General features: G+C 64.7%; 20 protein-coding genes. 5 read left to right on the top strand and 15 right to left on the bottom strand.

The genetic code is table 11. The annotated features are described in order from the left end of the window. Positions 1-24 precede the first annotated feature (24 nt). The 11 genes from DOM33_RS03485 to DOM33_RS03535 form a co-directional block, all read right to left on the bottom strand. Complete coding sequence (locus DOM33_RS03485) at positions 25-627, bottom strand: CvpA family protein (protein ID WP_110665839.1); 603 nt, start codon at positions 625-627, stop codon at positions 25-27. Beyond that, positions 627-1,343 carry an SPOR domain-containing protein gene (locus DOM33_RS03490; RefSeq protein WP_110665841.1) on the bottom strand — a complete coding sequence of 239 codons (717 nt, stop codon included), beginning with the start codon at positions 1,341-1,343 and terminating at the stop codon, positions 627-629. The genes DOM33_RS03485 and DOM33_RS03490 overlap by 1 nt, the downstream gene beginning before the upstream one ends. Positions 1,344-1,395: 52 nt before the next feature. After that, positions 1,396-2,721 carry a bifunctional folylpolyglutamate synthase/dihydrofolate synthase gene (locus tag DOM33_RS03495; RefSeq protein ID WP_110665844.1) on the bottom strand — a complete coding sequence of 442 codons (1,326 nt, stop codon included), beginning with the start codon at positions 2,719-2,721 and terminating at the stop codon, positions 1,396-1,398. A 23-nt stretch (positions 2,722-2,744) separates the two neighbouring features. After that, complete coding sequence (accD, locus tag DOM33_RS03500) at positions 2,745-3,680, bottom strand: acetyl-CoA carboxylase, carboxyltransferase subunit beta (protein WP_110665846.1); 936 nt, start codon at positions 3,678-3,680, stop codon at positions 2,745-2,747. Positions 3,681-3,903: 223 nt separating this feature from the next. After that, a complete protein-coding gene (trpA, locus tag DOM33_RS03505) occupies positions 3,904-4,728 on the bottom strand; it encodes a tryptophan synthase subunit alpha (protein ID WP_110665848.1) in 825 nt (274 codons plus the stop codon). Positions 4,729-4,741: 13 nt separating this feature from the next. Then, positions 4,742-5,956 carry a tryptophan synthase subunit beta gene (gene trpB, locus DOM33_RS03510; protein ID WP_110665851.1) on the bottom strand — a complete coding sequence of 405 codons (1,215 nt, stop codon included), beginning with the start codon at positions 5,954-5,956 and terminating at the stop codon, positions 4,742-4,744. 10 nt (positions 5,957-5,966) lie between these two features. Further along, positions 5,967-6,626 (bottom strand): phosphoribosylanthranilate isomerase, encoded by a 660-nt coding sequence (locus DOM33_RS03515; RefSeq protein WP_275425789.1) that lies wholly within the window; start codon positions 6,624-6,626, stop codon positions 5,967-5,969. Beyond that, positions 6,623-7,591 carry a tRNA pseudouridine(38-40) synthase TruA gene (gene truA / locus DOM33_RS03520; protein ID WP_239495247.1) on the bottom strand — a complete coding sequence of 323 codons (969 nt, stop codon included), beginning with the start codon at positions 7,589-7,591 and terminating at the stop codon, positions 6,623-6,625. The genes DOM33_RS03515 and truA overlap by 4 nt, the downstream gene beginning before the upstream one ends. 41 nt (positions 7,592-7,632) lie before the next feature. Beyond that, positions 7,633-10,047, bottom strand: a complete 2,415-nt coding sequence (locus DOM33_RS03525; protein ID WP_110665853.1) for a type IV pilus assembly protein FimV — start codon at positions 10,045-10,047, stop codon at positions 7,633-7,635. Positions 10,048-10,136: 89 nt separating this feature from the next. After that, positions 10,137-11,105 carry an AraC family transcriptional regulator gene (locus DOM33_RS03530; RefSeq protein WP_204352596.1) on the bottom strand — a complete coding sequence of 323 codons (969 nt, stop codon included), beginning with the start codon at positions 11,103-11,105 and terminating at the stop codon, positions 10,137-10,139. Between the two features lie 76 nt (positions 11,106-11,181). Continuing rightward, entirely contained in the window at positions 11,182-12,099 is a 918-nt protein-coding gene (locus DOM33_RS03535) for a GGDEF domain-containing protein (protein ID WP_204352597.1), read from the bottom strand. A gap of 335 nt (positions 12,100-12,434) precedes the next feature. Between DOM33_RS03535 and DOM33_RS03540 the strand changes: the two genes are divergently transcribed. The 5 genes from DOM33_RS03540 to DOM33_RS03560 all read left to right on the top strand — a co-directional run bounded on the left by DOM33_RS03540 (position 12,435) and on the right by DOM33_RS03560 (position 19,072). Then, on the top strand, positions 12,435-14,927 hold the full coding sequence (locus DOM33_RS03540) for a TonB-dependent receptor (protein ID WP_110665859.1): 2,493 nt from the start codon (positions 12,435-12,437) through the stop codon (positions 14,925-14,927). Between the two features lie 55 nt (positions 14,928-14,982). Further along, complete coding sequence (locus DOM33_RS03545; protein WP_110665860.1) at positions 14,983-16,899, top strand: phytase; 1,917 nt, start codon at positions 14,983-14,985, stop codon at positions 16,897-16,899. An 85-nt stretch (positions 16,900-16,984) separates the two neighbouring features. Then, positions 16,985-17,686, top strand: coding sequence for a protein TolQ (gene tolQ, locus DOM33_RS03550; protein ID WP_110665862.1), 702 nt, complete (start codon positions 16,985-16,987; stop codon positions 17,684-17,686). A gap of 1 nt (position 17,687) precedes the next feature. Next, positions 17,688-18,140: a protein TolR gene (tolR, locus tag DOM33_RS03555; protein ID WP_239495248.1), complete on the top strand. Its 453-nt coding sequence runs from the start codon at positions 17,688-17,690 to the stop codon at positions 18,138-18,140. Between the two features lie 2 nt (positions 18,141-18,142). Next, positions 18,143-19,072, top strand: a complete 930-nt coding sequence (locus DOM33_RS03560) for an energy transducer TonB (protein ID WP_162617884.1) — start codon at positions 18,143-18,145, stop codon at positions 19,070-19,072. 178 nt (positions 19,073-19,250) lie between these two features. Here the strand turns inward: DOM33_RS03560 and asd are convergent, their stop codons facing one another. From asd to leuD, 4 genes are all read right to left on the bottom strand, one after another. Beyond that, positions 19,251-20,366: an aspartate-semialdehyde dehydrogenase gene (gene asd / locus DOM33_RS03565; RefSeq protein ID WP_110665866.1), complete on the bottom strand. Its 1,116-nt coding sequence runs from the start codon at positions 20,364-20,366 to the stop codon at positions 19,251-19,253. A 111-nt stretch (positions 20,367-20,477) separates the two neighbouring features. Then, entirely contained in the window at positions 20,478-21,557 is a 1,080-nt protein-coding gene (leuB, locus tag DOM33_RS03570) for a 3-isopropylmalate dehydrogenase (protein WP_110665868.1), read from the bottom strand. Positions 21,558-21,566: 9 nt separating this feature from the next. Next, entirely contained in the window at positions 21,567-22,352 is a 786-nt protein-coding gene (locus DOM33_RS03575; RefSeq protein WP_110665870.1) for a class I SAM-dependent methyltransferase, read from the bottom strand. Further along, the gene (gene leuD, locus DOM33_RS03580; RefSeq protein WP_110665872.1) at positions 22,345-22,989 is read right to left on the bottom strand and encodes a 3-isopropylmalate dehydratase small subunit; all 645 of its coding nucleotides are present in this window, start codon (positions 22,987-22,989) and stop codon (positions 22,345-22,347) included. Before leuD ends, DOM33_RS03575 begins: the two co-directional genes overlap by 8 nt. Between the last annotated feature and the right edge of the window lie 11 nt (positions 22,990-23,000).

A 23,000-nucleotide genomic window follows, 5' to 3' on the forward strand; every position in this document is an offset into this window, starting at 1 on the left:
CCTTACCTCGCTTGTTGCACCCGCTCAAGGGGCCGGACGGGAGTTCGAAGGCTCGGACGCCGCCTTCTCCTCCCGTTGGTATGAAGATGTTGGGTCGCCGGGGAGCCCCAGCGGCAGTTGCCGCATCGCCTTCTCCGCCCGGGAAGGATCGAGGTCCCAGCTCTGCAGCTGAACCACCGCCCAGTCTCGCAGCGATTCGAAGGAGGGCCGCAGCTGTGCGTCCCGCCACGCCTGCATCTGAGAGAGCGGCGTCAGCCCGATGATGACCGTGGCGATGATCAGAATCGCCGCGCCTCGCGCCAAGCCGAACGCCGCCCCCGCCAGACGGTTGAAAAATCCCAGGCCGACCCACTCGATCGCCGCCGTCAGCACGCGAATGACCACGCCACAGGCGATGACGACGACCAGGATCACGATCACGAACCCCAGCACCAGCCGAGCGTCCGGATGATCGATGTAGGGTTCGAGCATGTCGCCAACGGGCTGGGCGAAGACCCGCGCGGCCAGCAGTGCGGCAATCCAGGCGCCAAGCCCCAGTGCCTCTCTCACCAGCCCGCGCATGAAACCTGCCAGCATCGAGATCGTCAACGCCAGCAGAAAGGCGTAGTCCAGCCACGTCAGGGGCATCAGTTACTCGGGTTGCGGATCAAGAGCCCCTGGATATTGGCTGCCTGCTTGAGTTCGCCACGCGCCGACTCGCCCGCGTCGGAAGAGTCGTAGGGACCGACGTAGACCGTGGTCAGATTGTTGTCACGCGGCTTCGAGTAGGCCGGGAAGCCCTGCGACTTGAGATCTGCGGTCAGCCGCTCGGCGTTGCCGCTCTGGCCGAAGCTGCCGACCTGGACGACCCAGCCGCCGCCGCTCGCCGCCGGCGTGCGTGAAGGGGTCGCGGCCGGCGCCGGGCTCTCGCTCGAGGTCGTCGCGCTCTGCCCCTGGCTCGGCGCCGACTCCGACTCGGCGATCTCGGCGATCGGATCGGTGCGCGGCTCGGTCGCCTGAGAACCGGTCGGGGCGCTCTCGGCGGGCGCACCGTCGCCTTCACTCGGCTGGCCGAAGCCGCTACCGCCGCCACTGAGCTGACCGGACGTATCCGGCTCCGGCACCGCGGTACTCGGCTGGTTCGACTGCCCGGCGCCGCTGTCGGCCACCGATGCCGGCGGCTGGGGAGATTCGATGATGCGCTGGCGAGTCTCGCCGCCGTCGACCGGCTGCTCGATGACCATCACCGGCTCGGGTTCCTGCTCCCGGGGTGCCGGATCGTCGAACAGCATAGGCAGAAAGATTGCGCCGAGCGCGACGAGAATGACCGCGCCGATGATACGTTCACGCCATCCGTACTTCATACAACCTCCTTGATCGAGCCATACCCGGCGGCGGACGCCGCATGCCAGCTTTTCATGATGCATCGCCGAGACCGACGAGCGCCTCGCCGACGGTGTGAAACGAGCCGCAAACCAGAACTTCCTCGCCGTCGGTAAGCCGCGGCAACAGCCACTGCACGCCAGCCGCGGGCGAATCGCAGACCGCTTCCGGCGTGATGCCCCGCTCGCCAAGACATTCGGCGAGTGCTTCGCCCGACCGCCCGCGCGGCCCGGTGAGCCCCACGGCGACCCAGGCATCCACGACCGGCATCAAAGCGGTCACGAGCGCATCGGCGTCCTTGTCCGCGAGCACGCCGATCAGTGCGATGCGACGTGGCGGGTGCGGCCGCGACGCGAGGCGATCGGCGACGTAGCTCGCCGCGTGGTGATTGTGCGCCACATCGAGACACCACTGACCCCGCCACTGCAGACGTCCCGTCAGCGAGACGCTGGCAAACGCGGTCACCGCCGCCGCCGGGTCGAGTGCCACACCGCACAGAGCCAGTGCCTGCAGCGCCGCCGCGGCATTGTCCAGTGGCAAGCCTGGATCGGGCAAACTATCGAACTCGTAGCGAGAGCCCCCCGTCTCGACAGGATTCGCCCGCTCCTCCATTCCAGATGCGTTAGCGCCCCACCAGGACCAGCGGCCGTCGTCGCCGAGACGATGATCGAATGACCGACCCAGCCAGTAGCTCGAGCACGCGAGCGCTTCGAGTCGTTCGCCGACGCTCGCCGGCAGCACACGCGAGCCCAATACCGCCGGCCGCGCCGCCCGCAGGATACCCGCTTTCTCGTGGCCGATGCCGTCGAGGTCGTCACCCAGGAAATCGGCGTGGTCATGCGCGATGGTGGTAATCACGGCGACATCGGTATCGATCACGTTGACCGCATCGAGACGACCGCCGAGGCCGACCTCGAGAATCGCGATGTCCGCACGGCGCTGGGCCATGCCCACCATCGCCGCCAGCGTTCCCGCTTCGAAGTAAGTGAGACTCACCGGCTCACCGTCGAGTCGCGCCGCTTCGACTCGCGCGAAGCCATCGATCAGGGTGGCGTCGTCCGCAGACTCCCCATCGAAGCGCAGCCGTTCGTTGTAGCGAATCAGATGAGGCGAGGTATAAGCCGCCGTCGACAGCCCGTGCGTGCGTGCGAGGCGTTCGATCATCGCCACCGTCGAACCCTTGCCATTGGTGCCCGCGACGGTGACCACCCGGCCGCCGAGCGCCGAAGCCGTCAATCCCAGGCGCTCGGCGACGCGCGCCACCCGCTCGAGCCCCAGTTCGATGGCTACGGGATGCTGGTGCTCCAAACGAGAGAGCCAGTCGTCGAGGGTCGATGTCTCGCTGTCGTCGTGGATCATTCGGTACGTTCCGCCCCGCCCATTCAGCGCGGCGTCGCGCTGAGGTCGGATTCGTCACGCAGCGGCGAGTAGTCCCCCATCGCCGCACCCCCATCGGAGAGCGACGGCTGATGCGTCAGCTGACGCAGCACGCGGCCCAGACGTTCGCGCATTTCAGGGCGGGCGATGATCATGTCGACCGTGCCGTGCTCGAGCAGAAACTCGCTGCGCTGGAAGCCTTCGGGCAGTGTCTCGCGCACCGTCTGCTCGATGACTCGCGGGCCAGCGAAGCCGATCAGGGCGTTGGGCTCGGCCACATTGAGATCGCCGAGCATCGCCAGCGACGCGGACACCCCGCCGAACACCGGATCGGTGAGCACGGAAATGTAAGGCACGCCTTCCTGCTTGAGCTTTTCCAATGCCGCCGAGGTCTTCGCCATCTGCATCAGCGAGAAGAGCGCCTCCTGCATGCGCGCCCCGCCGGAAGCGGCAAAGCAGATCAGCGGGATTCGCTCCTCGCGGGCCAGCGTCGCCGCGCGGACGAACTTCTCGCCGACGATCGCGCCCATCGAGCCCCCCATGAAGGAGAACTCGAAGGCGACCGCGACCACCGGGAGGCCGTCGAGCGTGCCGCGCATGCCGATCAGCGCATCGTTCTCGTCGGTCGCTTTTTGTGCGGCGGCGAGGCGATCCTTGTACTTCTTGGAGTCGCGGAACTTGAGACGATCGGTCGGCTGCAGGTCGGCAGCGATCTCCTCTCGCCCTTCGGCGTCGAGGAACCAGTTGAGGCGCTTGCGCGCGGTCAGCCGCAGGTGATGTTCGCACTTGGGGCAGACGTTCTGATGCTTCTCGAGCTCGGGAAGATAGAGAACCGCTTCACAACTCGGACACTTGCGCCAGAGGCCATCGGGCACGCTGGCACGACGGTCGTTGCGCTGGGTGCGGCTCATCGACGGGACGATCTTGTCTAGCCAGCTCATGTCAAAAACGCTTCCCTGTAGTTACCTAGAACGTGGTTACCTAGAACGTGGTTACCTAGGACGTGGTTATCTAGGACGTGGTTATCTAGGTCGTGGTCATCAAAGACGTGGTTACGTTACAGGCGTGACGCGACGCGGTGAGAGACGCTGCGCATCACGCGTGAAGGCGGCGATGATAGCAAAGCCGCCTTCGGGGATCAGGTCCAGGCTTTTCGGCTAGCGCCTAGGCACTGCGATCCAGCGCCTCGCGCATCTCGCCGAGGATCGCCTTGAGCGCCTCGGGAATGGTCTCGGGCGTCTCGGCGCGCTCGGCGATGCGCCCCACCAGGGCGCTACCGACGATCACGCCGTCGGCGACCCGGCCCACGGCTGCAGCGCTCTCGCCGTCGCGAATGCCAAAGCCCACGCAAAGCGGCAGCGTCGTCAGCTCACGAAGCTTGGCGAGCTGTTCGCCGACCGCGTCCGCGTCGAGCGTGGCGGCGCCGGTCACGCCCTTGAGCGAGACATAGTAGAGATAGCCTTGGCCGTGATGGCAGATCGTGCGCGCCCGCGCCTCCGAGGTCGTCGGCGCCAGCAGAAAGATCGACTGCAGCCCGTGCTCGGCGAAGAGCGCGGCGTTCTCGTCGATCTCCTCCGGCGGCATGTCGACGGCGAGAAACCCGTCGACGCCGCACTGTTTGGCCTGGCGCGCGAAGTTGTCGTACCCCATGCGCTCGACGGGGTTGAGATAGCCCATCAGCACCACCGGCGTTTCGGTATCCTGCTGGCGAAATTCGGCGACCATCTCCAGCACGTGCGTGAGACGCGTCCCGTGGACCAGCGCCCGTTCGCAGGCTTTCTGGATCACCGGACCGTCGGCCATCGGGTCGGAGAACGGTACGCCGAGTTCGATCAGATCCGCACCGGCTTCGACGCAGGCGTGCATGAAGCCGACGGTGTGACTCGGCCCCGGGTCCCCGGCGGTGATATAGGGAATCAGTGCCGTGCGCCCCTGGGACTTGAGCGCGGCAAAACGCCGATCGATGCGATTGGTGTCACTGCTGTTCATGTCGGCCTCTGATTCAAAATTCGATGCCGTCGATCTTGGCGACGGTGTGGATATCCTTGTCGCCACGACCGGAGAGATTGACGATGATGTGCTGGTCGGGGCGCATCTCGGCGGCCATCTTCTTGGCATGGGCCAGCGCGTGGGCGGTCTCGAGCGCGGGCATGATCCCCTCGACGCAGGTCAGCTCCCGAAACGCCGCCAGCACGTCATGATCGTCGGCCGCCACGTAGTCGACGCGCCCGACGTCTTTCCACAGGGCGTGCTCCGGCCCCACGCCGGGATAGTCGAGGCCTGCGGAGACGGAGTGCGTATCGGCGATCTGACCGCCCTCGTCGGACATCAGGTAGGTGCGGTTGCCGTGCAGCACGCCGCGGGGGGCGTTGGCGGTCAGCGGAGCGGCGTGACGGCCGCTCGCGACTCCCTCGCCGCCGGCTTCGACGCCGACCATGCGAACGTCGTCGTCCTGCACGAACGGGTAGAACAGGCCCATGGCGTTGGAGCCGCCGCCGACGCAGGCGACCAGCGCATCCGGCAACCGCCCGATCTGCTCCAGCGACTGGCGACGCGCTTCACGGCCGACCACCGCGCTGAAATCGCGCACGATCATCGGATAGGGATGCGGGCCCGCCACGGTGCCGATGATGTAAAAGGTGTTGTCGACGTTGGTGACCCAGTCGCGCAGCGCTTCGTTCATCGCATCCTTGAGCGTGCGCGAGCCGGATTCCACCGGCACCACTTTCGCCCCCAGCAGACGCATGCGGTAGACGTTGAGCTTTTGACGCTCGACGTCCTCCGCGCCCATGTAGACCTCGCACTCGAGCCCCAGGCGGGCGGCGACGGTAGCGGTGGCCACGCCGTGCTGACCGGCCCCGGTCTCGGCGATGACGCGCGGCTTGCCGGCCTTCTTCGCCAGCAGCGCCTGACCGATGGTGTTGTTCACCTTGTGGGCGCCGGTGTGATTGAGATCTTCGCGCTTGAGCCAGATCTGCGCCCCACCGATCTCACGCGACCAGCGCTCGGCGTGATAGAGCGGCGACGGCCGCCCCACGTAGTGGGTCAGGTCGCGGTCGAACTCCGCCTGAAAGGCGGGATCGTTCTTGAGCTCGGCGTAGATTGACTCGAGTTCCTCGAGGGCGAAGCTCAGCGTCTCGGAGACGAAACGGCCACCGTAGGGGCCGAAATGGCCGCGAGCGTCCGGCAGTTGCGTCAGATCGAAGAATCGGCTCACGTGGGGACCCTCATGATATCGGTAAGTGGTGCGGCGAGCGCTCGGCGTTGGCGATGCGAACCTGCTCGCAGAAAGCGCGAACGGCGGCGGGATCCTTGATGCCGCGACGGTTGCCGGGCGCCTCGACGCCGCCGGAGACGTCTACCGCGTAGGGTCGCACCTGCGCGACGGCCTCGGCGACATTGGCCGGCGTCAGACCTCCCGCCAGAATAACAGGTTTTGCCAGATCGCCGGGAATGCGCGCCCAGTCGAAGGTCTCGCCGGTGCCCCCCGGCACCCCCGGCCGATAGGCATCGAGCAGCAGCGCCCCGGCATCGGCATAGCGCTCGGCGGCGCGGCGGAGATCGATGCCCTCGCGCATGCGCAGCGCCTTGATCCAGGGCCGGGCGAAGCTAGCGCAGAACTCGGGCGACTCGTCGCCGTGGAACTGCAGCAGATCGAGATGCGCAAGAGCCGCTTCGACCTCCGTCGCGCTCGGGTCGACGAACAACCCCACGCGGGTGACGAAGGGCGTGGCGGCAACGGCGAGCTCGGCCAGCGTCGCCGACGTAATCGCCCGCGAGCTACCGGCCCAGAGCACGAAGCCGAGGGCGTCCGCGCCGGCGTCTACCGCCGCGGCGACGTCACTCTCTCGCGTCATGCCGCAGATCTTGATGCGCGCGCGGCTCAAATCGAGGCCTCCTCGAGCGGAACATGGGGATTGTGGTCGACCACGTTGCCATCGGCATCGATCCAGCGCGGCCACACTCGACGCCGTCGCATCAGCGGCGTATCCGGGATGCAATCCCGATCGCCGGTCCAGTCGCCCAGAAAACCCAGTAGCTGCGGCCCGAGCGGCTCCTCCGGCAGCGCGAAACGCTCATCGAAACGCACGTCGACGAAATGCAGTCCGCAGGCGGGCGCCGTGACGTTGCCAAGCCGGCGATCCCGCTGCGCCAGCAATGTCGCCGGGTAGGCTTCGTTCTCTCTGCCCTGCCCGACCGCGATCAGGACACCGGCAATGTTGCGGATCATGTGGTGCAGGAAGGCATTGGCCTGAACGTCGATCACCACCAGCGCCCCGACGCGTCGCACTTCGATGAAGTGGAGGTGACGGATCGGTGTGTTCGACTGACAGCCGGCGGCGCGGTAGCTCGAGAAATCGTGCTCGCCGATCAGTACCTGAGCGGCACGATGCATGCGCTCGGCGTCCAGCGGATCACGACACCAGGTCGCCTGATGGCGCTCGAGCACGGGCCGGGTCGGCTGATTGAGGATGACGTAGCGATAGCGCCGCGCGAGCGCGGAGAAACGCGAGTGAAAATCGTCGGGCACGGGCTTGAGCCAGCGGATGGCGATATCGCGCGGGAGTTTGGCATTGGTGCCGAGAACCCACGCTTTCTGCGTGCGCTCGACCGGGGCATCGAAGTGAACGATCTGGCGGGTCGCATGAACGCCGCTGTCGGTACGCCCACTGCAGAGCACCTTTACCGGCGCAGCGGCAATGGTCGTCAGCGCCTTCTCCAGCGCGCCCTGTACGGAGTCGGCATGACTCAGGCGCTGCCAGCCACAGTAGCGAGTACCGTCGTACTCGATTCCCATGGCCAGCCGACCGCTGAGAGGCCGGTTGTCGTCCTGCCGAGTGAAAAACGCCATCGGAACCTGCGTCGAGTCGAGACTTGCGTCGGGAGAGTGAGTTAGGACCGATCATTATCCCGATGCGACGGCTCGAATTCCACCTCCTCGACCTCCCAACCGACGGGGATCGTATCGCGCCGGCCGCTGGTCGATGCCCCAGCGCTCCGAGCGGTCGAATCAAACGACCCATCACCGGCGGCGGATGCCCCACGCACATCGGCATCACGCTCATCGGCCTCACGCTCCTCGGACAGGCGCTCGTCGACCCTGCGCAGCTCCTCCTCACGATGCGCGAGCGTTCCGACATCGCTACCCGCCGAGACCTCGCCGGGCGTGCCAGCGGCAAGAACGCTGCCCGATAGCGGCGGGAAGGTCACGACCGGCATGGCGTTCTCGTTGTCCGCGGCCGCCTCTACCCGACTCGAGGCGGCGTCGAGTTCGAGCGTGGGCGGCACGTAGTCGATGGTCGCCGAGGCGGGCGAATTCGCCATCCCGTCTGACGCCCCTTGCCAGGCGGCGAAAGGCTCGCGCGCGGCGGTGTCGCTTGTTTCGGCCCTTACGGCGGCGTCGAGCCGCGAACCCTTCGATGCGCTCGCCGCGTCGTCGTCGGTTGCCAAAGGCGGCGCGACTTCGCCCCGCTCAATGCGCACATCCGACTCGCCCCGTTCATCCGACTCTGTCCGCTCTTCCAGCTCGGATCGCCACTCTTGCCTGACTCGCTCTTCTCTCTCGAGCTGTTCTTCTCGATCGACCCGTTCGACCCGCTCAAGGTCCTCGCCCTTATCGTTTGGCACCGAGTCATCCTCGACCGCGAGTCCGCTCGCTGGCGATTCCTGGGAATCGCCGTCAGGTTCGGCCTCGTCGCCGGTCGCCTCCGCCCAGCTCTCGTCGACGTAACGTGCCCGATAGTGATCGACTAGCGACTGCGCCTCCTGGCGTCGTTGGCGCGGGGTGTCGTCGGGCATCTCCCGAAACGCCTGCTCCATCGCCTCCATGTCTCGGAGCTCGCCGAGCGCGCGAATCAGCCCGAGTCGCTGCTTGGGCGCCTCTCCCTTGGCGAGGCGCTGCTCGAGCCACTCTCGCGCTTCGGCGTGCCGGCCGTAGGCGATCAGGATATCCGCCTGGCTGATCGAGGCGCCCTCGGCATCGGCCGTCGGTTTCTTCGGGGATCGCGGCGGTGTGTCGGCAATCGTCTCGTCCGAACCCGCGCGGCGACGGCGTTGACGCCAGCCCACCAGTAGCAGCGGCGCCAGCAGCGCCGCGCCCAGCCAGGGCGCCTGCTCGCTCAGAAACGCCATCAGCGTCACCTCGCCCGCCGCCCCCTCACTGGCGACCGCCGGCGGCGCTATCGCGGGGGTCGCCGCCGGTGGTGCCTCGTCGGTCGATTCTGCCGCCGCGTCTCGGGGCGCCGCCGAGGCTATTTCGCCATCATCCGACGCAACGTCACGCGCTCTCTCGCTCGTCGCAACGGCGCGCGCGGCGTCGATCGCCGCTGGCTCGGGGCTCGGCGTCTCGTCCGGCACGACATCGGACGGAGCCCGCGCCAACAGACGGTCGCGCTCTTGGGTAAGCGCATCGATGGTCTCGCGCTGTCGCTCCGACGTGTCGACGAGCGCCGCCAGGCGCTGGCGCAGTGCGACGACCTCCGACGGTGGCGACTCCCTCGGCGCGTCACGATCGACGCCGGGTGCGTTCGCCGGTGCCAGCGTCACGAGCGCCTCCGTCATGTCGATCGCTAGGATTTCGGCTCTTGCCGGCACCTCAAGGGTGACACCGGCGCGGAGCCGGTTGGCGTCACCGTCGACGAAGGCATCGGGGTTGGTCCGGTAGAGCGCGAGCATCGCCGAGCGCCGCGCCACGCCATGACTGGCAAGCCCATCGGCGAGACTCGAGAGTGTACTGCCAGGTCGAACGCGCAGCGTTGCGGGCCAGGCATCGCCTCGCCCGTCGGACGCTGTCGTTCGGCGCTGGCCCGTTTCGATCGAGTCGACGGCTCCGGAGCGCCCCGCCATCGCCGGCGCGCTGACGTAGCCGCCCGGATCGACGGCATCGCTGCCTCCCAACAGCGATGGCGCGCCGACGTAATCGGCAGGATCGAAGAGCAGCGACACCTGGCGCTGCCATTCACCGCCGGGCCAGGTGACGATCAGCAGTAGATCGACGAAGGGCTCGCGGACGCGTCTGTGGCTCTCGAGCACGATCGACAGTCGACTCCCGGTCGTCTCGATCCGCGCATCGAGCGTGTCACCAAGCGCCGAGGGAACGAGGCCGACGCGGCGGTAGGCGTCGGCATCGGCGACGCGAACCGTGACATCCCTCGCGTCCAGTCCGCGACTGTCCGTTAGAGGGAGTACGACGTGGAGCGGCCGGTTGAGCGCCGAGGTCTCGCTCGGGGCGTCGAGCCCAAGCGCCTGCGCCGGCAGCGAGAACGCAAGCCAGAGCACGCCAGCAGATAGGGGGAGCCAGTGACGCATGGAGTGCCTCGCCTACGCGTTGGTATGAGTCTGTGATCACTCATCGGCAAAGGCTGATTGAACTTGAATGGCTAAACGTGGCCTCGACGCTAGCCAAGGTCTTGCTTGAGTACATGTGGCGAGACGCCAGTCCAGCGTTTGAAGGAGCGCCGAAAATTGGTGGCGTCGTTGAACCGTAAATAAGCCGCGACCTGCTCGTTGGCGTAGCCGCGTTCACGATAGAGGTGAAGCGCGATGCGCTTTCGTGAGAGGTCCAACTGCTGCTGAAAATGCGTACCGTGTTTCTTGAGCTTGCGCTTGAAGGTGGTAGGGCTGCAGCCAAAGGCTTCGGCTACGCCGTGGAGATTCAGCGGCTCGCGGATGTGCTTTTCGAAATGTATCTGCAAGGCCCCTAATAGACCGTCTCGCGCACCCAGCTCGATCACCTGCCGTTCACTTTGTTGACGCGCCACACTGGCGGCGATCGAAGTCCCCCCCGGCCACGCCTGATGAAGAAATTCGATCGGAATCGAGAGCCGATCCACCTGGCAGTCGAAGTGGACGTTCTCATCGAGATGAACCCAGTACTGCTCCACGGCGGCGGGCTGCGAGTGAGCAAATTCGAATCGCCAGGGTAAATGGCTGCTCGCCAGCCAGCGACACGCCGAGGTCACGGAAACCATCCCGGCCTCCAGCAGAAATCGCCACTGATCGCCACACCCATAGGCGTCGACCCAGTAAAGCGATGCCGTGTGCTTCTCGACGATCAGACGTGGCGCGACCAAGGGCGTTAGTAGGTTGCGAAGCTCCGAGAAGAGCGTCAGCGCCTCTTCCAGATTGCCTACCTGGCATAGCGCGTGACTCGCAGCCCCGTAATGCCCCGGCAATAGTCGCTGGCCATAGAGGAAACTCAAGTCATCGGCTTTCAACAACTGCCGCGCATTGCCGATCAGACCGAGGAACTGACGGGGGCTGACACAGACCTCACCCGTGAGAAGGTCCTCATGGAACAGACCCGTGCCACGCAGCAGCTTGTGACTGTCGATCCCGCACCCCAGCAGCATGTCGATGAGTATCACGGGCTGATAATGCGCCGGGATGAAACGCTCGTCGTTCTCTCGCCAGGACGGCAAGGCGTGATCGCCAGCCGCGGGACTAGGCACGACGCGCCCGTATCGGCTCGCGGGTGCTCGCCAGCACTCGATTGAGGCGTTGCAGCACCGATTCGGCATCCTCTTCCCGGGCGGTGACGCTGGCGGCGCTAGCCGATAATCTCAGCCGTTCACCATCCTGATCACGGTGGTAGGCCCAGGCCGCCACGGCTTGTTTCAGCGCTTCGGCCAGTTGCCGCGCCTGGAACTCGCCGGTATTGGGTAGCAGAATGACGAAGCGATCACCCGCCAATCGGCAGAGAAGATCGTGGCGACGCAAATTGAGCAGCAGGTATTGGCTCAGCGTCTGCAGCACCCTATCCCCTTCCGCATAACCGTGCGTCCGGTTGAAGTGACCAAATTCATCGAGATCGATGACGACCAGCGATAGCGGCCAGCCATCCTCCTGCGCTGTCTTCAACGCCTGTTGCAGCTCAAGACGTAGATAGTCGGCCCCGCTCAGCGGGGTGAGACGGTCGAACAGGCGATGCTCCCTGAAAGCCCCCTCCCGCTTTTCCATCTGCTGGCTGATCGCCAGCTGTTCGCGATGCCAATGATAGATACCCAGCGTGATCAGAATGAAGCCGATCGGCATGGGTCCGGATTCCAGCCATTTGTCCCAGGTAATGCTCACTGGCACTTTGATGAACTCATCCAGTGTGTCCATCCAGAGCGAGAAGAAGAGACAGGCCAGGCCGGCAAACAGTAAAGCGGTGACACGCCCGCCGGGGCGGCTCTTGAGCAGCAGCACGATCCAGCACAAGACCAGTAGCGCCGACCCACCCTCGCCGAAGACATCCATCCAGCTCCAGATCGCCACCGGCTTGATCTCGCCAGCCACGAGGTAGGCGATCAAGCCCAGATTGGCCGCCACCGCCAGCCCAGCCAATTTGACACGATGTAGCGCGAACAATGTTTTCACATGGGGATTCCTGCATTCGGGACTACGCAAGCGAAACAGAGCCCGATGACAGTTGGATGATGGGTGAAAGGGTCAATTCAGCTCAGCCTATTTGGATCGTCAGGCAGTAAAAGGGCGTCTCGCCGCGCGCCTTTGGAGGTCATCGCCACTGCGCCCCGCTTCCGGCGTTCTGAAGGGCAGGTCAAATCGGCCCATTCCGTTCTCGGAAAGCGCAAATATTCAACGTTTTCCTGATATTACATAGATCACTGTCACCGCTCCGTCATCTGGTTTGCCTAGGTTTCGCTGCCATCGCACCGCAAGCCGTGCGAAACATCGATCACAAGGGAAACGAGATGAAAACGAAAAAATGCACACCGCCGCTCACGGGTCTCAACGTCAGCGCCCTGGCACTGATCCTGGCCAGCACGCCCCTTCTTGCCGCCGATGAAGACGCCGCGACCGAATCGAACCTCGAAACGGTGGTCGTGGTCGGGCAAGCGGCGAGTCTCAACGAGGCGATCCGCGAACAGCGTCAGTCGGACAACATTCAGAACGTGGTGCACGCCGACGGCATCGCGCAGTTGCCGGATCAGAACGCGGCCGAGGCGGTCCAGCGCCTGCCGGGAATCTCCGTGGAGCGCGATCAGGGCGAGGGCCGATTCGTTAGCGTTCGCGGCCTGGCGCCCGATCTCAACGCCGTTACCATCAATGGCACCCTGCTGCCCGCTCCGGAGAGCGACAGGCGCGCCGTCGCTCTGGACGTGATACCGGCGGAGCTGGTGCAGTCGCTGTCGGTGGTCAAGTCACCCACACCCGATATGGACGCCAACTCGCTGGGCGGCACCATCGAGGTCGAGGGCCTCTCCGGTTTCGATCACGAGGGGTTGTTTTACACCGTCACGAGCGAGGGCAGCGTCGACGACAACAGCGGCGAATCCAGCCCCAAGTTTTCCGGTGCCGTCAGCGACCGTTTCAGCGTGGGTGGGGGTGAAGACAATTTGGCAGTGGCCGCAGCCTTCAACTGGCAGCGGCGCAACTTCGCCTCCGATGATGTCGAGACCGGTGGCGCCTGGGACTTCGAGGATGGCGCGCGCCTGGAGGAGCTAGAAGACCGCGATTACGACATCACCCGCGAGCGTAGCGGACTGGGGCTGAACTTCGATTTTCGCCCGGACGATTACTCCAACTACTACCTGCGTACGCTGTATAGCCGTTTCGAGGACGACGAGACGCGTAACGCCAGCATCATCGAATTCGAGGAACCGTTGCGCCCCGGCGAAACCGGCAGCGCGGAAGTGGCACGCGAGCTCAAGGACCGCGAGGAGACCCAGGAAGTCCAGTCCTACGTGCTTGGCGGCGAGCGCATGATGGGGTTGTGGACGCTCAGCGGACAGGTGGGCTATAGCCGCGCTAGCGAAGAGACGCCCGACGCCCTCTCCGGGGCCGTCTATGCCGGTCACGACAGCTATGACGATGTCAGCTTCAGCAACACGCGCGACCCCAGGCTCCATATCGATTCGGACTTTCAAGACGCGAGCAGCTACGCCCTCGATGAAGTGGAGCGGGAAGATGCGAAAACGACCGATACCGAGAAGAACGTTCGTCTGGATCTGGCGCGGGAGAACAGCATCGGCGGCTTCTGGGGCGAGGTTAAGTTCGGCGGCAAACTCAGCCGCCGCGACAAGGACAACGACCAGGAGACGTGGATCTACGAGGGTCTCGGCGACTATTACAGCGCCGATCAGTTGAGCCAGGCCAATGTCGGCGGCGCCGGCGCCATCGACTCGCTGCTCGTCGATCTGGATCGGGACCTCTTCTATGACGAAGAGGAGTCGCGCATCAACGACTTCGATATCCAGGAAGACATCGACGCCGCCTACCTCATGCAGAGTGTGGATGTGGAGGACTGGCGCTTCATTGCCGGCGTGCGCTACGAAGGTACCCACCTGGAATCCGAAGGAACCGGGCTGCGCGATGGTGAATTCGAATCGGTCGAGGCGAGCCAACGTTACGATCACTGGCTCCCCGGGCTACACGCGCGCTATCAGCTGACCGACGAAACCCAGCTGCGCGCCGCCTGGACCAACACCGTGGTCCGTCCGACGTTCGGCCAGATGGCCCCTGGCTATGCCATCGACGGTGACGAAGCCAGCTTCGGTAATCCCGATCTCGAAGCGCTGGAGTCGTCGAACTTCGATGTCGGCATCGAGCACTACATGGGCCGCAGCGGCGTCGTTTCAGCGTTCACTTTCTACAAAGACATCGACAACTTCATCTACCAGACCGACCTGGCGGGCACGGGTGAGTGGACGGATTTCTACGAAGCAGCGACCTTCGCCAACGGTGACAGCGCCAAGGTTTACGGGCTCGAACTGGCTTACTCGCAGAAACTCGACTGGCTGCCGGGCATCTGGGGCGGTCTGATCGTTAGCGCCAACGCCACCTTCAGCCGCTCGGACGCCACGATTACCGGATCCGACGTCGACAGCGGACAGACGCTGAGCCGCGACGTCGATCTCCCCAATCAGTCCGATCGTGTCGCCAATCTCACGCTGGGATGGGAAAACGAGCGTCTCAGCCTACGCGCCTCCGCCAACTACAAGTCCGATTATCTGGCCGAAGTGGGCGCGATCGGCGATGCCGATCACGACCTCTATACCGACGACCAGCTCTTCCTCGATCTCGGCGCGCGTTACTTCCTGACGCCCTACCTGCGCCTGTCGTTCGATGTCGCCAACGTCACCGACGAGGCGTACTACGTATACACCGGCTCGCACGACTACAACGCGCAGTACGAGCAATACGGTCCGACCTACAAGCTCGGTCTGACGCTGACCAACTTCTAACCCAAAAGGCTTCATTCGACGAATGAAGCCTCTTTTTCACGATGGAATTCGTTAAATGACTGGATATTCACTGCGCGTCGCTTGCAAGCGCTCGCTGGTCGTCGGGCTGGTTACCCTCGGCGGACTGACCCACGCCGGCACGGCTCTCTGCGCCAACCCAACGCTTGAGGTCGCTGATGCCGGCGAAACCGTCGAGGCCGCGCGCCTACTGGATACACGAAACTCGGACCTGAGCGCAGAACGACTGCTGAGCGGCGCCGACGGGTTGCGTCTGCTCGACGCGACGGGGGCCACCGTCGCTAGTCTCGACGGCCACTTTGGTGCGCTGGATACCCGACTCGACCGCCAGGGTCTGCTGGTTGCCGCCCTCGACGAAAATCGTCAACAAGCGGCCCTGATACGCTTTCGCGACGAGGAATTCTCAAAGCCCATCTATCTCGAACGCTCCGATTTCAAGATCGACGGGCTCTGCCTCTATCGCGACCCGGCCCGAAATACTTTCGTCTTCCTCATCGGTGAGGAGGGTCGCGGTGAGCAGTGGCTCGTCGATCATGCGGATCGCGATGTCACCCTGCGTCGGGTTCGCCAATTGAGTTTTCCACCCGCCAGCGAACACTGCCAAGTGGACGACGCCAATGCCGATCTCCTGATCAACGAGGAGAATGTCGGTCTGTGGCGCTATGACGCCTCCCCCGAAGCCGATCTCGCGCGTCAGCCGGTCGCGCTGCGGCGGCCTTTCGGTGAATTGGAGAAGAGCGCCGCGGGCCTGGCGTTGATTCCGGGTGGGATGCTGATGGTCGACCCCGCCGCCCGGCAACTGCATCGCTTCCAACGCGACGGTGACGGCTGGCAGCCCCTCTCGCCGCTGCCCATCGAATCGGTGCAGGAGCCGGAACAGATCAGCGCGGTCATGCAGGAGGACGGCCTTCGGCTGCTGATCGTGGGCGACGACCGGACTCATGATGCGCATCTGGCATGGCAGGCAGCGCCGGTTTCCGTCCCCTCCTCACCGGTCAGCATTCCGGTCCGCGTGCAGACCGACCCGGTACCGAGCTTGGGCGATGCCGCCGACGACCCCGCTATCTGGCTCTCCGCTCAGCCCGAGCAGAGCCGCGTGCTGGGTACGGACAAGCAGGGCGGACTGGGCGTCTACGATCTCTCGGGGCGCGAGCTTCAGTACCTGCCTGTAGGTCGGGTCAACAACGTCGATGTTCGCGCAGGCTTCACTCTCGGCGATCGTCAGATCGATATCGCCGTCGCCAGCCATCGCGATGACAACGGCCTGCAGTTCTTCTCGATCGACCCTACCAACGGTCACGTCGAAGCGGCCGGTAACGCCGCGACCGAACTCAACGAAATCTACGGGCTGTGCCTTTTCAAGAATAGCGACGGTGCGATCAGCGCCATCGTCAACGACAAGGATGGGCGCTTCGTGCAGTACCGCCTGGGCGCTCATGGCGATCGGATCACGGCCGAGGCCACTCGCCGGTTTGCCGTAGCGACCCAGCCGGAGGGCTGCGTGGCTGATGATCGCCGCGAGCGACTCTTCATCGGCGAGGAGAATCGTGCGGTCTGGACGCTCGAGGCGCGTGCGGATGCCTCAAGCGCCCTGCAGAAAGTCATCGACGCAGACGAGCCCATCGAAGCCGACATAGAAGGCCTGGCGCTCTACCAGGGTGAGGCAAGAAGCTATCTCGTCATCTCCAGTCAGGGCAACGACAGCTATGTCGTCGTCGATGCCGAACCGCCCTACGCACTTCGCGGCGCCTTCCGCTTGGGCCTGAACGCCGAGGCCGGCATCGACGGCGCCTCCGAGACAGATGGCATCGAAGTCACCTCGGCCAATCTTGGCGGTGCCTACTCCCGCGGATTGATGGTTGCTCAAGACGGCCGGAATCGGCTGCCCGAACAGAACCAGAACTACAAATACGCTGCCTGGGCGGATATCGCTCAAGCTTTGCAGCTGGATTGATCGCCCCGGCCGACCGCGATCCGCGGTCGGCTTCAGCCAATGTAACCACCGTCGGCATGGGCCGGCGGTTCAGGAGAGTCTGGACATGCAATCCGCCGTCGAACAGATCACCGTCTGGAGTCTGATCACTGACGCCAGCCCCCTCGTGCAAGGCGTCATGCTCATCCTACTGCTGGCATCGATCGTCAGTTGGTATCTCATCATCCGCCGAAGCGGTGTCATGCGGCGTAGCGAGCGTGAATTCCACCGGTTCCAACGAACCTTTCGCGATTCGCGCCAACTAACGCCGCTCATGGAGAAGGAGATCAGCCGCGACGCCGGCATGGGCCGCATCTTCCAGTCAGGCTACGCGGCCTACACGGCGCTGAACGCGACACCCGGCATCGCACCGGACTCGCTGATCGAAGGCGTCGACAGAACGCTCGCCGTCGCGGTCGCCGAGCAGGAAGAGCGACTCGAGAAGGGCCTGCCGATGTTGGCTACCATCGGCTCGGTGTCACCCTATATCGGCTTGTTCGGAACCGTATGGGGAATCATGAACTCCTTTCTTGGCCTGTCTCAGGTAGAGCAGGTCACGTTGGCCACCGTCGCGCCTGGTATCGCCGAGGCGCTGATCGCCACCGCGATAGGTCTTTTCGCTGCCATTCCCGCGGTCATCGCCTACAACCGATTCTCGGCACGCAATCACAGCCTGGTGTCGCGCTACTACGCTTTCGCCAACGAACTACAAGCACGACTCCACTGCGCCGCTCACAGCGACAGACAGCCGTTGCCGGAGGCCGCCTGACATGGCTGCGTTGAAAAAGCCCGCCACGCGCCATAAACCCAAGGCCGAGATGAATGTGGTGCCCTATATCGATGTAATGCTGGTGCTGCTGGTCATCTTCATGGTCACCGCACCGATGCTGACTCAGGGCGTCGCGCTCGAGCTTCCGAAGGTCGCCGCACAAGCGCTACCGACGCCGGGTGAACGGCGCATCGTCACTCTCTCGGTCAAGGCCGATGGCAGCTATTACTGGCACCTCGGCAGCGAAGTCGATACCGAAACGCGCTCGGAAACGGCCGCCGATCGGGCGGCAATGATCGAGCGCGTGGGAGCTTTGGTGGAAGCCGACCCAGAGACGCAGATCTATGTGCGGGCCGACGAAAACGCCGACTACGGGCGCGTCGTGTCGGGCATCGCCGGTTTGCAGCGCGAGGGCATCACGCGCTTGGGACTGATCACCGAGGCCCCGGAGTGACCATGTCAGACACTGCCGATGTCACCAAGCCACCCGCCTCTGCCTCGCGCTGGCACGAGAGAGCAGTGCCGCTGCTAGCGACGCTGGCGCTTCACGGAGGGGCGCTGTTGCTTGTTTCGATGGCCTGGTCGCAGACACCGCCATCCCCGCCGTCGCGCACGCTGAGCACCGAGATGCTGAAATTACCGAGCCCGGCATCGCCAGAGCCAACCGAGGCCTCGCCGGAGGCGGAAACGGCGCCGCCTGAGCCGCAGCACGTATCCAACCCTAGCCCGCCAAGCGTACCCGACGAGAGCGAACCCCCGCCTCCGGAGCCGGCGCGCGCGCTCCTCGAGGAAGCGGAACTTGCCGAGGAGCGCATCGAACAGGAGCGCCTCGAGCAGAAGCGCCTCGAACAGGAGCGCCTCGAACAGGAGCGCCTCGAACAGGAGCGCCTCGAACAGGAGCGCCTCGAGCAGGAGCGTCTCGAACAAGAGCGTCTCGAACAAGAGCGTCTCGAACAGGAGCGACGACAGCAAGCGCGGGAGGCACAGGCTCGGGAAGCGGCGCTACAGGAACAGATCCAACGAGAGGCAGTTCTCGAGCAGCAGCGCGAGGCTGCGCAACGCGAACAGGGCCGCGCCGAAGCGGCGCAAAGAGCCGCCGCTTCAGCGGCCGCCGATACCAGCCAGTACCGGCCGATCAACAAGCAGGCTCCCGACTACCCTCAAAACGCACTGAATCGTCGCATCGAGGGGGAATGCACCGTAGCCTACCGGGTCAATACGCAGGGTCGGGTGGAGAATCCGCATGTCGTCGGCGACTGCCATCCCATGTTCGTTCGGCCGTCGCTGGAAGCCGCCCGCCAGTTTCGTTACGAACCCCGGGTCGTCAGCGGCCAAAGAGTCGTCGTACCCGAGGTGAAGAACACCTTCCACTACCGGATCGAATGACGAGCGGTGCTGTTAGAGCACATCGGCTCACGGCGGCTCGTGCCCTGTCGGCGATCAGCGCTAGAACAGATCGCCGCGCATCGACGGATCGAACTCGCTATAAAAACGCCCCGAGTCGCGACCCGGGGCTTGTGACGATACGAGAGGAGATCAAGGCACGAGAGGGTGCGGGAAGCAATCAAGCTCGCTCGCGCAGGATACCGAGCATGCGTTTGAGCGGCTCTGCCGCGCCCCAGAGGAGCTGATCGCCGACACTGAAAGCGGTCAGGTACTCGCCGCCCATCGCCAGCTTGCGCAGGCGGCCGACGGGCACGTCCATCGTGCCACTCACCGCCGACGGCGTGAGCTGCTGCACCGTCGCCTCCTGGGTGTTGGGGACGACCTTGACCCAGGGATTGTGGTGCGCCAGACGATCCTCGATCTCGTCGAGCGGCACGTCCTGCTTCAGCTTGATGGTGAACGCCTGGCTATGGGAGCGCATCGCGCCGATACGCACGCAGAGGCCGTCGATGGGAATGGGGCTGTCGCCGGTGGCGAGAATCTTGTTGGTCTCGACGCCGCCTTTCCACTCCTCCTTGCTCTGGCCGTTGTCCATCGCCTTGTCGATCCACGGCAGCAGGCTGCCGGCCAGCGGCGCGCCGAAGTTGTCGACCGGGAAATCACCGCCACGCATGTTGGCGGTGACGTCGCGATCGATATCCAGAATCGCGCTCGACGGCGTGGCCAGGTCGCCGGCCACCGAGGCATGCAGCGCCCCCATCTGATTGAGCAGCTCGCGCATGTGCTTGGCGCCGGAGCCGGAGGCGGCCTGATAGGTCATGGAGGTCATCCACTCGACCATGTCCGCTTCGAACAGACCGCCGAGCCCCATCAGCATCAGGCTGACGGTGCAGTTGCCGCCCACGAATGTCTTTGCCCCACGGTCGAGCTGCGCGTCGATGACGCCGCGGTTGACCGGGTCGAGGACAATGGTCGCCTCGTCGGCCATGCGCAGCGTGCTTGCCGCATCGATCCAGTAGCCCTGCCAGCCGGCTTCGCGCAGATTCTGATAGACCGCGCCGGTATAGTCGCCGCCCTGGCAGGTGACGATCACGTCCATCGCTCGCAGTTGATCGATGTCGTTGGCGTCCTTGAGCGGTGGCACGTCGACGCCGACGTCCGGGCCGGGCTGGCCGGTCTGGGAGGTGGAAAAGAAGATCGGCTCGATCCCGGCGAAATCGTTGTCGTCCAGCATGCGCTGCATCAGCACGGAACCGACCATTCCGCGCCAGCCCACGAATCCGACTTTCAGCATCGTTGAACTACCCCGCGATACGTTGGAATTGAATGAAACTCGAGGCCGCTCGCGGCGGCCGGCGATGTCAGTCTAGCGCACCTCGGCGCTCGCCTCGGCTCGCGTGCCGGTTCATGCCTGGTTAAAAGCGGCCAGCACGGCGTCGCCCATTTCGCCGGTGGACACCTGACGCGTCCCCGGATAGGCGATGTCCGCCGTGCGCAGGCCGTCGTCGAGCACCTGACCGACGGCGCGCTCGATGCGCGCGGCAAGCTCGGCCTGGCCCAGCGAGTAGCGCAGCATCATCGCCACCGAGAGTATCGTCGCCAGCGGATTGGCCAGGCCCTGGCCGGCGATGTCCGGCGCGCTGCCGTGGCACGGCTCGTACATGCCCTGCTGGCGCTCGTTGAGCGATGCCGAGGGCAGCATGCCGATGGAGCCTGTCAGCATCGCCGCGGCATCGGAGAGGATGTCGCCGAACATGTTACCGGTCACCACCACGTCGAACTGCTTGGGCGCGCGCACCAGCTGCATGGCGGCGTTGTCGACGTACATGTGCGTAAGCTCGACGTCCGGATACTCCGGCGCGAGACGGTTCATCACTTCGCGCCAGAGGATGGTCACCTCGAGCACGTTGGCCTTGTCCACCGAGCAGAGCTTGCCGCCGCGCTTTTGCGCCATCTCGAAGGCGACGCGACCGATACGCTCGATCTCCGACTCCGAGTAGACGTAGGTGTTGTAGCCGACGCGCTCACCGTCGCGCTCTTCGATTCCCCGGGGCTGGCCGAAGTAGATCCCGCCGGTCAGCTCGCGCACGATCATGATGTCGAGCCCGGCGACCACCTCCGGCTTCAGCGTCGACGCCTCGGCGAGCTGCGGATAGAGCAGCGCCGGGCGCAGGTTGGCGAACAGATTCAGATTCTTGCGAAGCCCCAGCAGCCCCTTTTCTGGCCGCTTGGAGAGATCTTCCAGCGTATCCCACTGCGGCCCGCCGACGGCGCCGAGCAGGATGGCATCGGCCGACTTCGCCTTCGCAAGCGTCGCCGCCGGCAGCGGATCGCCGGCTGCGTCATAGCCGGCGCCGCCCACCAGCGCTTCCTCGAGTTCGACATCGAGACCGGCATCACGACAGGCGTTCAGAATCTTGACCGCCTCGGCGGTGATTTCCGGGCCGATGCCGTCACCCGGCAGCACCAGAATTTTCTTGCTCATGCGTTTTCCTCAAGCGTGTTCTTTGGTCGCCCACAACACCAGCATATCGGTCGTGAAGGAACCGTCGTCGGCGATCTCGAAGGCGTCGCGCACCTCCTGACCGACCTGGCTCTGTAAATGGCGAATCGCGTCGCGCATTACATCCGGCGTGCGCATCCGAGCAATCCACGTGTCGAAATCCAGGCGAAGGCGCTGGCGCGAACTGGCGGTCATCACCAGTCCGGCTTCACCGATCATCTGTGCCCACTCACTGGGGGCGTAATCGCGCACATGGCTGGTGTCCCGCAGCATCTCGACGCTTTGCAGGAAGCTATCGAAAAGCGGCTGTTCCGATGCTGTCACGTCAATGAATGCGGCCAGTCCGCCCGGCTTCAGGACTCGCCGCGCTTCACGCAGCGCCAGCCCAACGTCACGCCAGTGATGCGCAGAGAAGCGGCTGCACACCACATCGAAGCTGTTGTCCGCGAACGGCAACGACTCGGCAATGCCCTGCACGGTTTCAATCGTGTTCATGCCCCGTTCGGCGGCGGCGCCGGCCACCACCTCGAGCATCCGGGGCGACAGGTCGTAGGCGACGACATGCTGAGCCAGGTCGGCCACCTGGAAACTGACGTGACCGGCGCCACAGCCGAGATCTAGCACGCGCGCCTCGGCGATCGCCCCGACCCGCTCACGCAGCGGCGCGAACTCCTGACCTTGGGCGTGGACGCTACTGCTGATGTAGGCACCCGCCTGAGCGCCAAACTGGCGCTCGACCACCGCATCGTGATCGTTCTTCGCAGGGACCTCAGACATCTCGAAACAGCCAGGGCTGAGCGGCGCGATGGCGCGATTCGAACTCGGCGATCGCACCACCCTGCTCCAGCGTCAGGCCGATGTCGTCGAGCCCCTCGAGCAGACAGTGTTTACGAAACGGGTCGACATCGAACGGGATCTCCTCACCGCTCGAGGTGATGACGCGCTGCTTGGCGAGATCGATATCCAGCCGGTATCCCTCGTTGGCCTCGGTCTCCTGGAACAGCCGTTCGACGGTCTCTTCGGCCAGGGGAATCAGCAGAATGCCGTTCTTGAACGAGTTGTTGTAGAAGATATCGGCAAAGCTCGGGGCGATTACCGCGCGGAAGCCGAAGTCGTCCAGGGCCCAGGGGGCGTGCTCGCGGGAGCTGCCGCAGCCGAAGTTACGCCGAGCCAGCAGCACCTCGGCACCCTGGTAGCGCGGACGGTTGAGCACGAACTCCGGATTGAGTGGTCGCTGGGAGGCGTCCTGGCCGGGATAGCCTTCGTCGAGATAGCGGAGCTCGTCGAACAGGTTCGGGCCGAAGCCGGTACGCTTGATCGATTTCAGAAACTGCTTGGGAATGATCAGGTCGGTATCGACGTTGGCGCGATCCAGCGGCGCGACCAAGCCCTGCAGGCGTTCGAATTTCTTCATGACGGGTCTCC

Origin of the sequence: Salinicola halophilus (genome assembly GCF_003206155.1) — a bacterium.
GTDB classification, from domain to species: Bacteria; Pseudomonadota; Gammaproteobacteria; order Pseudomonadales; family Halomonadaceae; genus Salinicola; species Salinicola halophilus.

Bases quoted from the DNA above. Each gene is read 5' to 3' on its own strand.
- DOM33_RS03525 (WP_110665853.1), bottom strand. From the start codon at position 10,047: ATGCGTCACTGGCTCCCCCTATCTGCTGGCGTGCTCTGGCTTGCGTTC.
- DOM33_RS03490 (WP_110665841.1), bottom strand. From the start codon at position 1,343: ATGAAGTACGGATGGCGTGAACGTATCATCGGCGCGGTCATTCTCGTC.
- DOM33_RS03485 (WP_110665839.1), bottom strand. From the start codon at position 627: ATGCCCCTGACGTGGCTGGACTACGCCTTTCTGCTGGCGTTGACGATC.
- DOM33_RS03540 (WP_110665859.1), top strand. From the start codon at position 12,435: ATGAAAACGAAAAAATGCACACCGCCGCTCACGGGTCTCAACGTCAGC.
- DOM33_RS03575 (WP_110665870.1), bottom strand. From the start codon at position 22,352: ATGTCTGAGGTCCCTGCGAAGAACGATCACGATGCGGTGGTCGAGCGC.
- trpA (WP_110665848.1), bottom strand. From the start codon at position 4,728: ATGAACAGCAGTGACACCAATCGCATCGATCGGCGTTTTGCCGCGCTC.
- asd (WP_110665866.1), bottom strand. From the start codon at position 20,366: ATGCTGAAAGTCGGATTCGTGGGCTGGCGCGGAATGGTCGGTTCCGTG.
- truA (WP_239495247.1), bottom strand. From the start codon at position 7,591: ATGGCGTTTTTCACTCGGCAGGACGACAACCGGCCTCTCAGCGGTCGG.
- DOM33_RS03545 (WP_110665860.1), top strand. From the start codon at position 14,983: ATGACTGGATATTCACTGCGCGTCGCTTGCAAGCGCTCGCTGGTCGTC.
- leuB (WP_110665868.1), bottom strand. From the start codon at position 21,557: ATGAGCAAGAAAATTCTGGTGCTGCCGGGTGACGGCATCGGCCCGGAA.
- DOM33_RS03495 (WP_110665844.1), bottom strand. From the start codon at position 2,721: ATGATCCACGACGACAGCGAGACATCGACCCTCGACGACTGGCTCTCT.
- tolQ (WP_110665862.1), top strand. From the start codon at position 16,985: ATGCAATCCGCCGTCGAACAGATCACCGTCTGGAGTCTGATCACTGAC.
- leuD (WP_110665872.1), bottom strand. From the start codon at position 22,989: ATGAAGAAATTCGAACGCCTGCAGGGCTTGGTCGCGCCGCTGGATCGC.
- accD (WP_110665846.1), bottom strand. From the start codon at position 3,680: ATGAGCTGGCTAGACAAGATCGTCCCGTCGATGAGCCGCACCCAGCGC.
- DOM33_RS03560 (WP_162617884.1), top strand. From the start codon at position 18,143: ATGTCAGACACTGCCGATGTCACCAAGCCACCCGCCTCTGCCTCGCGC.
- tolR (WP_239495248.1), top strand. From the start codon at position 17,688: ATGGCTGCGTTGAAAAAGCCCGCCACGCGCCATAAACCCAAGGCCGAG.